Here is a 12,504-nt window from a genome sequence, read left to right as displayed (position 1 = left end):
AAGTTCAGCGACCCCAGCAGGGCCTCGCTCCACGACTGCGCGTCCGGCGACGGCCCCTTGCCGAGCGAGTGCTCCAGCCAGTTCAAGAATGCGCCGATCATCGGCGCGGCTCCTGATGTCCGTTCATCCTGTTTCCCAAATCTCGGGCTCCCGATTCGCGCGGGGCGAGCGCCCCAGCCTCGCCGCAGACACATCGCCGTTCGGCGACAATCAAGCAGCGTACGGTTCCCGCACCGTTACGCATCCGTTACAGGCCAGAATTCTAAGCCTTTTCCAAGCGAAACCGCCATCCCGGGCCAAGGTCTCGCCGGCGGCCTGCGCCGCGAGGCGGTGCGCAAAGCCCGCCCTGTAACCTGCGGTAACCCACCGGCGGGACCGGCCCGCGGCGGAAGCTCACGACAGAAAAAAGGGGGGCGAAACCGCCCCCCTTTCGAATTCCAGCGTCAGCCGACTACGGCATTTCGCTCTTGTCGGCGCCATCCTTCGGCGCGCCCGTGCCGGACGAGCCCATGAACAGCTTGCGGCCGTCCGGGAAGGTCACGTCACGGCCGTTGGCCTTGCAGATCGGCTCGCAGGCCTTGTCCTTGGACTGATAGCCGCGGACCACGATCTCGGTGCCGTACTTCAGCGAGTTCCGGTCGATGCCGGCGCGCAGCAAGGTGTTGGGCGTGCCGCCCTCGACCATCCACTCACCCAGCTTGAAGTCCGGGTTGGTGTTGTCCACGTGCACCCAGGCGTGCGGGTTGATCCATTCAACCTTGATCACCTTGCCGCGCAGCAGCACGGGGGCCTTGCCGTCAAATTCGGCGGCGAACGCGTGGTGGGCGACAGCCTGGGTGACGCCGATCGAGGCGGCGGCCAGGAGGCCCACGGAAATCACGGCGGGAGCAATAAAACGACGGTAGTTCATCTTGAGCGTCTCCAGCGGAGGATGCTGACTCTTTTATCCGGCTTCCTGGGCCCCTTTGCGGCGTCCAGGACGACGGGGCGGATTGGTGACTACGGCAGCGGGTTCTTCCGCAGATGACCGTACATCAATTCTTCGACGAATTCGACGCACTTGAACTGTTCGAGGCGCGCGTCTTCGCCAACGTGCTTGTAGAGGTTCATGCTCATCTTCCAGGGACGGGTGAACGTCGCCGGGTCGGTGATCTCGGCCTCGTAGCGCATCACGCCGGGACCGGTGGGCGTCCAGCGCTCCACAACCTGCATGTCGCTCGAGTGGAAGTTGCCGGCGCGGTCCAGCCAGCTCGAGTCGAGCATGCCGGTCACGACCACAACCATGGTGTCGCCTTCCCAGTGGGCGACGGATTGGCCCATCCAGCTGTCGACCGGAGCCGGGCCGGGGTCCTTGAACAGCAGGTTGCGCACCGCGCCCGCGTATTCATAGGCGATGAGCGTCGCGCTCTCCGACTGGAAGATCTGGAACGGCAGGGACATGTAGTTGGCGCGCGGCACGCCGGGCAGGTAGCACTTGATCTCCGGATCCTTGTGGATCCAGTCCGCCTTGTTGGCGTCGCGCTGCTTCAGCGCTTCGGGCTTGTAGGGGATCGCGCCGCCTTCGACGACGCCAAGGCCCGCGGGCACCGAGCCCACGGCGCCCAGCGCCAGGACTTCCTTGGCCGGCACCGGCACCACCGGGCCCGGACGCATCTGCAGCGCCGCGCTCGCCGGATGCGGTTCGATATTCCAGTTGGCGGTGTTCATCACCTGCCAGACCCCGTTGAGGTCCGGATGCTTGCCGTCCGGTCCGCGCGGGGCGCGGTAGGCTCCGGCCGGTCCCTTGGCCGCCGGCTTCGCCGCTGCGGGTTTGGCCTTCGGCGGCGCGGTCTGCGCCTGGGCCTGCCCACCGACGACCGCGCCAGCCAGCGCCAGCGCCATCAAAGTCCTGATCATAGTTCGCTCCCCAAATCTCCGCCTTAAAATGGCGAAGCCCTGTTTCTCAAATTTCTAACGGACGTTTGGACGAAGCGCCAGCCGTCCTGGCTTTGACAATTCCGCGTCAGGCGACTAGCGCCATCGCATGCCCCTGCGTCACCTGTTCGCGACTCCAGTTTATCAGGCGTCGCTTACCACACACCCGAGTTTCGAAAATTTCAGGTCGGAATTGGAAGCCGCCTGCCGGATGCTGGCCGCCGAGGACTCCGCCGGGCGGGCGTGGAGCAAGGCGCATGGCTACGGCGGCTACACCTCCTACGCCTCGCTGGACGACCTGCCGACCCGGGTGAGCGCGTTCGGCGAGCTGAAGACCCTCCTCGACCGCCACGCCAAGGCCTTCGCCCAGGACCTGGCCTTCGACCTGCAGGGCGGGCGGCTGAAGCTGGACAGCCTGTGGGTCAACGTCCTGAAGCCGGGCGCGGCCCACTCGGGCCACATCCATCCGCACAGCGTTATCTCCGGCACAGCCTATGTGGCCACGCCCAAGGGCGCCAGCGCGCTGAAGCTGGAGGACCCTCGCCTGCCGCTGATGATGGCCGCCCCGCCGCGCCGTGGCGACGCGCCGGAAGACGCCCGGCCCTTCGTCTATCTGCAGCCCGAGGCCGGCGCGGTGCTGATGTGGGAAAGCTGGCTGCGCCATGAGGTGCCGGCCAACGCCGCCAAGGCCGACCGCATCTCCATCAGCTTCAACTACGGCTGGCGCTAAGGCTGTCGGGCTTGGCCATTGTGCGGAATTCCGCACAACCCGTGTTGATTATCTAGGATTATCGCACGACAGGATGAGGTCCATAAGGCGGCCTGCCCCACCTTCGGAGACCTTCCCATGACCGATATCAGCCGCGCCGGCGTTTTTCCCCTCGGCGACCGCGCCGTCCACCGCATGGGCTATGGCGCCATGCAGCTCGCCGGCCCCGGCGTCTTCGGCCCGCCGAAGGACCGTGACCAGGCGCTCGCCGTCCTGCGCGAGGCGATCGCCAGCGGCGTCGACCACATCGACACCAGTGACTTCTACGGCCCGCACGTCACCAACCAGATCATCCGCGAGGCGCTGTCGCCCTATCCTGACAACCTGACCCTCGTCACCAAGCTCGGCGCTCGGCGCGGCGACGACGCCTCCTGGCTGCCCTGGAGCGAGCCCGCCGAACTGATCCAGGGGATCGAGGACAACCTGCGCAACCTGGGAGTCGAGGCCCTGGACGTGGTCAACCTGCGGATCATGGGGGCCATCCACGCCCCCAGCGAAGGTTCGATCGCGGAGAAGTTCAGCGTGCTGGCCGAACAGCAGAAGAAGGGCAAGATCCGCCACCTGGGCCTCAGCAACGTCACCTCGGCCCAAGTGGCCGAGGCCCGGGCCATCGCGCCCATCGTCTGCGTCCAGAACCAGTACAACCTCGTCCAGCGCGAAGACGACGCCCTGGTCGACGAGTTGGCGGGCCTGGGCGTCGCCTATGTGCCGTTCTTCCCCCTGGGCGGGTTCATGCCGCTGCAGGTGGAGGCCCTGTCGGCGATCGCGACGGAGCTGGGCGCGACCTCGATGCAGGTGGCGCTGGCCTGGCTGCTGCAGCGCGCGCCCAACATCCTGCTGATCCCGGGCACCTCGTCGCTGGCGCACCTACGCGAGAACCTCGCGGCGGCGGAGCTCAGCCTGTCGCCCGACGTGATCCGCCGCCTGGACGCCATCGCCGCCAAGACGCCCGCCCACGCCTAGGGCGCGAAAAAGCCCGGGACGCCTTGAGGGCTTCCCGGGCTGTTTTCTTCGCCGCCGAGCAAGCCTCACGGCTTCCCGGACCTCCTAGCTGTCGAGGAAGCTCCGCAGCTTCCGCGAGCGGCTCGGGTGTTTCAGCTTGCGCAGCGCCTTGGCCTCGATCTGGCGGATGCGTTCGCGGGTGACGCTGAATTGCTGGCCGACCTCTTCGAGGGTGTGGTCGGTGTTCATGCCGATGCCGAAGCGCATGCGCAGCACCCGCTCCTCACGCGGCGTCAGCGAGGCCAGCACGCGGGTAGTGGTCTCGCGCAGGTTCGACTGGATCGCCGCGTCGATCGGCAGAACCGCGTTCTTGTCCTCGATGAAGTCGCCCAGGTGGCTGTCTTCCTCGTCGCCGATGGGCGTTTCGAGGCTGATCGGCTCCTTGGCGATCTTCAGGACCTTACGGACCTTCTCCAGCGGCATGGCCAGCTTCTCGGCCAGTTCCTCCGGCGTCGGCTCGCGGCCGATCTCATGCAGCATCTGGCGGGACGTGCGGACGATCTTGTTGATCGTCTCGATCATGTGCACCGGGATGCGGATCGTGCGCGCCTGGTCGGCGATCGAGCGGGTGATCGCCTGACGGATCCACCAGGTGGCGTAGGTCGAGAACTTGTAGCCGCGGCGGTACTCGAACTTATCGACCGCCTTCATCAGGCCGATGTTGCCTTCCTGGATCAGGTCCAAGAACTGCAGGCCGCGGTTGGTGTATTTCTTGGCGATGGAGATCACCAGGCGCAGGTTGGCCTCGACCATCTCCTTCTTGGCCTGGCGGGCCTCGCGTTCGCCCTTCTGCACGGTCTGGACGATGCGGCGGTAGTCGTCGATCGGCACGCCGGTCTCTTGCGCCAGCGCCGCGATCTCGGTGCGGATGTCGCCGATCTGGCCGTTGTCGTTCTCGGCGAACTTGGTCCAGCGCACGCCCAGCGCCTTGACCTGGTCGGTCCAGTCCGGGCGCATTTCGGAGCCGAAGTAGGCCTTCAGGAACTCGCCGCGGCTGATGCCGTAGCTGTCCGCCAGGCGCAACAGGCGGCCTTCCAGACCCATCAGGCGCTTGTTGATCGCGTAGAGCTGCTCGACCAGGGCCTCGATGCGGTTGTTGTTCAGCTTCAGGGTCTTCAGGTGCAGGACGATGGCGCCGGTGGCGGCCCCATAGGCGGCGCGGTCCTTGTCGGACAGGTCCTCGCCCTTCAGGCGCTGGGCGACCAGCTTCTCCTGCAGCAGGCGGAAGCTCTCGAACTCGGCGGCGATGGCGTCCAGGGTCGCCATGACACCTTCGCGCAGCTCGGCCTCCATCGCGCTGATGGTCGGGCCCGCGCCGTCGTCGAAGTCGTCGTCGCTCTCGCCTTCCGGCTGGCCCTCGACGGCCTCGGCTTCTTCCTTCTCCTCTTCGGCCTCGGCGACGGCTTCCACCGGCAGGGCCTCGGCGCCGGCGTTCTGGCCGCCGTAGGTCTGTTCGAGGTCGATGACCTCGCGCAGCAGGATGCGGCCCGAGCCGAGCTCCTCGCGCCACACCATGATGGCTTCGAAGGTCAGCGCGCTTTCGCACAGGCCGCGGATCATGGTGTCGCGGCCGGCCTCGATGCGTTTGGCGATGGCGATTTCGCCCTCGCGGGAGAGCAGCTCCACCGAGCCCATCTCGCGCAGGTACATGCGCACCGGGTCGTCGGTGCGGTCGTAGGCCGCCTCCTTGGCGGTCTCGACGACGGCGGTCTCCTCGCGGACCGCGACCTCGCCGCCGCCCTCGGCGTCCTCCTCGGACTCCACGACGTTAACGCCCATCTCGTTGAGCATGGCCATGGTGTCCTCGATCGCCTCGGAGGTGACCTCCTCGGACGGCAGGACCTTGTTCAGCTCATCGACCGTGACATAGCCGCGGGCCTTGGCCTGTTTGATGAACTTCTTGACCGCGGCGTCCGTCAGGTCGAGCAGCGGACCGTCGCTGCTGGTCGGTTCTGGCGTTTCGGCTTCGGCGGTGGTGGTGCTCATCTAAGTCTCCGAAATCGGCTGGCGAGCCATGCAAGGCTCGGGCCGAAAATGGTTTACGGCGGTCTGACGACGCGGCCGCCGCGGTCTATACGACCCGTCGCCCGCCCCAATCGTTCCCAATCTGATCGTGCCTCGCAGTGCGCCGCGTCGTGTTTCCAAGCCCTGAACGTTTCAGATGCTCTACGCATCCCGCCACGCATATCCGCCCGCGAAGGTTTCCCCTCACGGCCAGCGTGGCGTCGTCCAGGGCCGCCGATAAAAAACCGGCGAACAGGCGCGACCACTGGGATCACCGCACATCGAGGGAGGCATCTGAAATCTCTGACGAGGGGCGCGTCCGAAAGATCGCGACGGCCCAATCGATGCCTGTCAACAGCGCGCTAAATCCGCAGGGGGCCAGATGGCGTCGAAGGCGGTCTGTGTCAAGGTAGCTGCGGCGGCGTCAGGGGCGATGGCGACCGGCCCGTCGTATAGGGCGCGTTAAATATCTGAGCCTTAAAGGATAATTTGTCGCACGGCATTCCGGCGCGGACTCGCCGTTCGCAACGGTCCCGGCGGCCTTGGACGGAGCGATTCGCGGTGAAGATGCTGGTGGTCGACGATCACGCGGTGCTCCGCCAAGGGCTCGCGGCCTTGCTGATGGATAGCGGCGCCGCGCGCGAGGTGCTGCACGCCGGCGATCAGGCCGCGGGGCTGGCGCACCTCCTGGCCCATCCCGACCTCGACGCGGTGCTCCTGGACCTGAAGCTGCCCGACAGCGAGGGTCTGGGCGCGATCACCGCCTTCGCCAACGCCGCGCCCACCGTACCGATCATCATCGTCTCGGCCTCCGAGGACCCGGCGGACGTGCGCCGGGCGCTGGAGATGGGCGCGCTCGGCTATGTGCCGAAGTCGGCCAGCCCTGAGACCCTGCTCTCGGCTGTGCGCCTGGTGCTGTCGGGGGCGATCTATGTCCCGCCGCTGATGCTCGACGCCGAGGAGGCGCCGGGCCCGATGCGGGTGGCATGCTGACGGCGCGCCAGACCGAGGTGCTGGCCGCGATGACCGCCGGCTATTCCAACAAGGAGATCGGCAGCCGCTTCGGGCTCTCGGAGAAGACCGTGAAGACCCATGTGGGCGCGATCTTCCGCGCGCTCGGCGTCGGCAACCGCACCCAGGCCGCCCGCGCCGCCCATGCGGCGGGGATCACCCTGCCGCCGGGGCCGGAGCATCCCGGCGCCGCCGAAGCTGACTGGTGACCGCCGCCCGCAGGCGCGCGTGCGGCACGGGCTTGTGCAGCAGCGGAAAGCCCGAGGCCTGCGCCTCGCGGATGCGGTCGGCGGCGGTGTCGCCGGTCATCAGGATCGCCGGGACCTGCGTCCCCAGAGCCCGCTGCAGGCGGCGGATCACCTTGACGCCGCTCTCCCCGCCCCGCAGGCGGTAGTCGCAGAGGATCAGGTCCGGCGCCGCGCGGCCGGCCAGGGCGGCCAGCGCCTCCTCGCCGCCGGCGGCCACGATCACCTCGTGGCCCCAACTGCGCAACAGCTCGGCCATGGCGACGCGGATCTGGGATTCGTCGTCGATCGCCAGGATGACGCCGGCCCCGACCGCCGCCGGCGCCGGTTCAGCCGGCCCGCCGATCGCGGCGCGCCACGCGGCGCGCTCGGCCTCGATGCGGAACACCGAGCCGCGCCCGGGCCGGCTCTCCAGGCTGAGCCGGTGGCCGAGGATGGCGGTCAGGCGCCGCACGATCGCCAGGCCCAGGCCCAGGCCCTTCGCCCGGTCGCGGTCGGGATTTTCGAGTTGGTAGAACTCCTCGAAGACCGCCTCCTGCTGGTCGGGGGCGATGCCCGGGCCGCTGTCCCAGACCTCGATGGCCAAGCGCCCGGCGCGGCGGCGAACGCCCACCAGGATGCGGCCCTCTTCGGTGTAGAGCACCGCATTGCCGATGAGGTTGCGCAGGATGCGTTCCAGCAGGATCGGGTCGCTGACCACCGCCGCCGAGGTGGGCGCGGCGGTCAGGGTCAGGCCCTTGGCCGCCGCCGCGTCGCTCAGGTCGCGCAGGATGCGGCCGATCAGCGGAGCCAGGGGCACGGCGGCCATGCGGCCCTCCACCACGCCGGCGTCCAGCCGCGAGATGTCGAGCAAGGAGGTGAACAGGCTGTCCAGGGCGCCGATGGAGCTGTCGAGGTGGTCGATGAGCGCCACCGAACGCTGCGGCAGCTGATGGCTGCGCAGCGCGCCGACCAGCATGCCCAGCGCATGCACCGGCTGGCGCAGGTCGTGGCTGGCGGAGGCCAGGAAGCGCGACTTGGCCACGCTCGCCAGCTCGGCCACCTGCTTCTGGCCGCGCAGGTCCTCGGCCAGGGCGGCGTTCTCGAACTGCAGGGTGAAGGCGCGCGACAGGCTGGCCTCGTGGCGCCGGGCCAGCACCACGATGGCCGGCGCCCAGATCACGCACAGCAGCGCGAACGCCAGGTGCGCCGCGTCGCCCTGCAGCAGGCTCCAGACCGCGGGGGGCAGCAGCGCGCAGACCGTGAAGACCATGAAGGCCGGGAACCAGGACCCGAACGCCGCCAGGGTGGCGTAGACGATGGAGCTGATCGTCAGGATCACGATCATCTGCAGGTCGAAACGGCCGGGCGGCATGATGGCCACCGCGCCAAGGCCCCAGGTGCCGCCGGCGACCGCCGCGCCGATGGTGAAGCGCCGCGCCCAGGCCCGCCAGCGGGTCTCCTGCGTCGCCGAGCGCTGATAGGCCGCGCGGATGCCCAGGCGCACGGTGATGTGGCTGGCCATGACCGCCAGCCAGACGCCCGCCACCCAGGGCTTTAGAACCCCAAGATAGATGAACAGGCCCGACAGCACGGCGGCCGCAAAGAGGGTCGCCAGTAGCTGGAAGCCGTTCGCATAGAGCAGCCTGACCTGCTGGGCGCGCACGGCGTCGGCCAGCGGCATGGACGCCGGCGTTGGGGCTGGCGTCATGGTCATTCCGCCGCCACCGTCGGGCTGGGCGTGGCCGCGCGGCGAAGCTGGCCGGTCACCGCCGCGCGCAGGCGGGTCGGCGTCAGCGGCTTGTGCAGCAGCGGATAGCCGCCCGCCTCGGCGGCGCGCAGCCTGTCCGGGGCGGTCTCGCCGGTGACCAGGATCGCCGGGATGCGGACGCCGAACGCCGCCTGCAGCCGCGCTATGGTCTCCAGCCCCGTCTCGCCGCCGCGCAGGCTGTAGTCGCAGACGATCAGGTCGGGCGCGGCGCCCGCCAGGGCGGCCAGGGCCGCCGCGCCGCTGCTGGCCGGCACGGTCCGATGGCCCCAGCTGGCCAGCAGCTCGGCCATGGCGGTGCGCACCGCGCTCTCGTCATCGACGGCCAGGATCAGCGCCGAGGCGGGGTTGGCAGGCGCGGGCGCCGCGGCCAGTTCGGCGACCGGCCGCGGCGCCGGCGAACGCGGCGCCAGCACCTGGAACACCGAGCCGCGGCCCAGCTCGCTGTCGAGGGTGAGCGGATGGTCCAGGATGCCGGTCAGGCGGCGCACGATGGCCAGGCCCAGCCCCAGGCCCATCCGGCCGCTGTCGCTGGTCTTGCCGGCCACCTGGTAGAAGTCCTCGAAGATCGCCTCGCGCTGTTCCGGGGCGATGCCGCGGCCGGTGTCCCAGACCTCCAGCGCGATCCGTCCGTCCCGCCGGCGGCAGCCGACCAGCACACGCCCGCGGTCGGTGTAGCGCACGGTGTTGCCGATCAGGTTGCGCATCACCCGCTCCAGCAGCATCGGGTCGCTGACCACCCAGGCCTTGGTGGGGACGAAGGTCAGCCGCACGCCCTTGGCCTCGGCCTCGCTCAGGACGTCGCGGCGGATGCGCGCCAGCATGGGCTGCAGGTCCACCGCTTCGGGCCGGCTCTCGATCACGCCCGCGTCCAGCCGCGAGACGTCCAGCAGGGCGGTGAACAGGCCGTCGAGGCCGGCGATGGAGCCGTCCATGTGCTCGACCAGTTCCGCCGAGCGGGGCGGCAGCGCGTGGCCGCGCAGGGCGCCCACGAACATGCCCAGCGCATGGATCGGCTGGCGCAGGTCGTGGCTGGCCGAGGCCAGGAAGCGCGACTTGGCGAGGTTGGCCTGTTCGGCGGCGCGCGCCAGGGCGGCGTTCTCGAAGCGCAGTTGCAGGGCCTCCACCAGGCTCGCGTTGTAGCGGCGGCCCAGCACCGCGACGGTCGGCAGCCAGAGGATGACGATGGCCGCGCAGACGAGGTGCAGGGTGTCGCCCTGGGCCAGCAGCCAGAGCAGCAGCGGCACGATCGGCAGGATGAAGGTGTAGAAGGCCGGCAGGTAGGCGCCGGCGGAGCTGATGATCCCGTAGGTGCCGCTGACCAGCAGGCCGATCACCAGCCATTGCAGGTCCAGGCGCCCTGGCGGCAGCAGCCACGGGATCCCCGCGCCCCAGGTCAGGCCGCCAGCCATGGTCCCGGCCACGAACCGATGGGCCCAGGCACGCCAGGCCTCCGGCCCCGGCCGCGCCCGAAGGTAGGCCCGCTGCAGGACCAGGCGCGCCACGGTGTGCAGGGCCATGAAGGCCAGCCATATCCCCGCCGCCAGCGGCGCCATGGCGCGCTGCCAGACCAGCAGGCTCGCCAGCAGGACGCTGGCCGCGAAGGTGGTGACGAGCGCCACGCCGCCGTCGGCGTAGAGCAAGCGCACCTGTTCGGCGCCTACCGCGTCGCGCAGCGTGACCTCTCCGGCGCTGTCCGCCGTCATGGCCGGCCCCCTTGGCCAAACCCGAACCTCAGCCCGCCCATCTTCGCGCACCCGCGCCGTCGCCGCCATGCTCAAGCTGGGGCGCTTTTGAATTTACAGCATAAGTGAACACCCTCGGCGGCCGGGGCGGTATCGGTCGAAAGGCCTAGGACCAGGGCTTTGCGGTGCGGCCTAGTGAGGCAGCACCGTCGGGCTCTCCTCGGGATGCGACCAGTCGCTGTTGAGGAGTTTGCGCAGGAAGTCGCGCTCGGTCTTCAGGTTGTTCAGGGTCGAGGAATCGCCGTCGCGGCCGAGGTCGCCGGCCGCCGCCTCCACCGCGCGCTCCAGGCTCTCCAGCCGCATCAGGAGGTCGAAGGCCTGACGCCACAGGTCGCGGGCGCGCTCGCCGGTGGCCGCCAGGAAGGGCGCGCTGACGCCGGCGCGGCCTGCGTCGCGCTCCAGGTCGGAGATCAGGGCGGTGTCGAAGCCGCGGGCCTGCAGGTGGCCCAGCGCGGCGTCGAATTCCATGCCGTCGGCCTCGTAGCGCAGGCGCACCAGCTCCTGGGCCAGCGCATCCAGCTTGTCGTCGCCGAAGCCGCGGGCGCCCACGAGCTCGATCTTCTCGTCGATCACGCCCGGATCGCGCACGGCGGCCAGCGCCAGGGCGGCGGCCAGCGGGCGGGGCGACTGGCGCAGCTTGCGGCTGGCGTCCTTGCCCTCCGGCGTCGCCCCGGCCATCTGCGCGCGGCGCTTGTCCCAGCGCGCCCGCGACATCTCCCGCGCCGCCGCGCCCACGGTGTAGACCGGCTCCCGCGTCGGCCAGAGCTGCTCGAAGCGGCTCAGCAGATCCTCCTTGTAGGCCTGCGACAGGTCGGCGTCGGCGATGGTGGCGGCGAGCTTGCGCAGCCGGGTCTTCAGCGCGGTCTTGCGCTCCGGCGTGTCCAGCGGCTCGGCGTCGCGCTCGCGGATGAACAGCGCCTCGGCGAAGGGCGTGGTGCGGGCGAGCTGCGCCTTCAGCGCCGCCGGCCCCTGCTCGCGCAGCACCTCGTCAGGGTCCTTGCCGCCTTCGACGATGGCGAACTGGAAGCTGCGCCCCGCGCGCAGCAGCGGCAGCGCCCGGTCCATAGTGCGGAACGCCGCCTGCTTGCCCGCCCGGTCGCCGTCGAAGCACAGGGTCGGCTCGGCGTGGTGGCGCCACAAGACCTCCATCTGCTCCTCGCCCAGCGCCGTGCCCATGGCCGCCACCGCCGGGATGCCGCCGCGCTGGCAGGCGATCACGTCCATGTAGCCCTCGACCACCACCAGCGGCGGGTGCTCGTCGGCCGGCGCCGCGGCGATGATCTTGCGCGCCTCGGCCAGGCCATAGAGCTGATGGCCCTTGTGGAAAATCGAGGTCTCCGGACCGTTCAGGTACTTGGCGCGGGCCTGCGGATCCATCGCCCGGCCGCCGAACGAGACGATCCGCCCGCGCGCGTCGCCGATCGGGAAGATGATCCGGTCGCGGAAGCGGTCGTAAGGCGCGCCCCCCTCCTCCGGCGCGATCAAGAGGCCGGACTCGACGAGCTCGCCCGGCCGCGCGCCCTTGGCGACCAGGTAGTCCTTCAGCGCCGTTCGACCGGAGGGAGAAAAGCCTAGACGAAAACGCGCCCAGTCCTTCTCCGGCAGGCCGCGGCGCTCCAGATAGGCCCGCGCCTCGCGGCCCGAGGGCCGGCGCAGCTCCGCCTCGAACCACTGGGCGGCCAGCTCCAGCCATTCGGCCAAGCCCTGGCGGACCTTCTCCTGCTCGGCGGCGCGGGGATCGACGGCCGGCAGCGGCACGCCCGCCTCGGCCGCCAGCCGCTCCACTGCCTCGACGAAGGAGAGCCGCTCGGCCTCCTGCAGGAAGGAGATGATGTCGCCGGTCTTGCCGGAGCTGAAATCGAAGAACTGGCCCTTGTCGTCGTTGACGTAGAAGCTGGGCGTCTTCTCCTTGGTGAAGGGCGACAGGCCCACGTACTCGCGCCCCTGGCGGCGCAGCTTCACCGTCTTGCCGATGACGTCCGAAGGACGCAGGCGGGATTTGATCTCGTCGAGGAAACGTTCGTCGAAGCGCCCGGCCATCGTATGCTGCTACGCGGCTCCCGCGCG

10 protein-coding genes are annotated in these 12,504 nt (G+C 69.6%); 4 read left to right on the top strand and 6 right to left on the bottom strand.

The features are described from left to right. Positions 1-451: 451 nt before the first annotated feature. Positions 452-910: a DUF6152 family protein gene (locus tag E8A49_RS03790; RefSeq protein ID WP_293376529.1), complete on the bottom strand. Its 459-nt coding sequence runs from the start codon at positions 908-910 to the stop codon at positions 452-454. Between the two features lie 89 nt (positions 911-999). Continuing rightward, positions 1,000-1,896, bottom strand: a complete 897-nt coding sequence (locus E8A49_RS03785) for a hypothetical protein (protein WP_293376527.1) — start codon at positions 1,894-1,896, stop codon at positions 1,000-1,002. A 127-nt stretch (positions 1,897-2,023) separates the two neighbouring features. Here E8A49_RS03785 and E8A49_RS03780 point away from each other — a divergent pair, with 127 nt between their 5' ends. Next, entirely contained in the window at positions 2,024-2,644 is a 621-nt protein-coding gene (locus tag E8A49_RS03780) for a TIGR02466 family protein (protein ID WP_293376525.1), read from the top strand. Positions 2,645-2,761: 117 nt separating this feature from the next. Continuing rightward, positions 2,762-3,646, top strand: coding sequence for an aldo/keto reductase family oxidoreductase (locus E8A49_RS03775; protein WP_293376523.1), 885 nt, complete (start codon positions 2,762-2,764; stop codon positions 3,644-3,646). An 84-nt stretch (positions 3,647-3,730) separates the two neighbouring features. Here the strand turns inward: E8A49_RS03775 and rpoD are convergent, their stop codons facing one another. Further along, positions 3,731-5,671: an RNA polymerase sigma factor RpoD gene (gene rpoD, locus E8A49_RS03770; RefSeq protein ID WP_293376521.1), complete on the bottom strand. Its 1,941-nt coding sequence runs from the start codon at positions 5,669-5,671 to the stop codon at positions 3,731-3,733. Positions 5,672-6,256: 585 nt separating this feature from the next. On the opposite strand from rpoD, the gene E8A49_RS03765 reads away from it, so the two are divergent. After that, positions 6,257-6,682 carry a response regulator transcription factor gene (locus tag E8A49_RS03765; protein ID WP_293376545.1) on the top strand — a complete coding sequence of 142 codons (426 nt, stop codon included), beginning with the start codon at positions 6,257-6,259 and terminating at the stop codon, positions 6,680-6,682. After that, the gene (locus E8A49_RS03760; RefSeq protein ID WP_293376519.1) at positions 6,676-6,909 is read left to right on the top strand and encodes a LuxR C-terminal-related transcriptional regulator; all 234 of its coding nucleotides are present in this window, start codon (positions 6,676-6,678) and stop codon (positions 6,907-6,909) included. The genes E8A49_RS03765 and E8A49_RS03760 overlap by 7 nt, the downstream gene beginning before the upstream one ends. Here the strand turns inward: E8A49_RS03760 and E8A49_RS03755 are convergent. From E8A49_RS03755 to dnaG, 3 genes are all read right to left on the bottom strand, one after another. Beyond that, positions 6,857-8,635, bottom strand: a complete 1,779-nt coding sequence (locus tag E8A49_RS03755; protein ID WP_293376517.1) for a hybrid sensor histidine kinase/response regulator — start codon at positions 8,633-8,635, stop codon at positions 6,857-6,859. The genes E8A49_RS03760 and E8A49_RS03755 overlap by 53 nt on opposite strands. Before the next feature lie 2 nt (positions 8,636-8,637). Then, positions 8,638-10,398: a hybrid sensor histidine kinase/response regulator gene (locus tag E8A49_RS03750; RefSeq protein ID WP_293376515.1), complete on the bottom strand. Its 1,761-nt coding sequence runs from the start codon at positions 10,396-10,398 to the stop codon at positions 8,638-8,640. A gap of 171 nt (positions 10,399-10,569) precedes the next feature. Then, positions 10,570-12,477 carry a DNA primase gene (gene dnaG / locus E8A49_RS03745; RefSeq protein WP_293376513.1) on the bottom strand — a complete coding sequence of 636 codons (1,908 nt, stop codon included), beginning with the start codon at positions 12,475-12,477 and terminating at the stop codon, positions 10,570-10,572. Positions 12,478-12,504: the final 27 nt, after the last annotated feature.

This window comes from Phenylobacterium sp. (assembly GCF_004799515.1).
In the GTDB taxonomy this organism is placed as follows: Bacteria; Pseudomonadota; Alphaproteobacteria; order Caulobacterales; family Caulobacteraceae; genus Phenylobacterium.
This window is presented reverse-complemented; position numbering and strand designations above follow the sequence as displayed.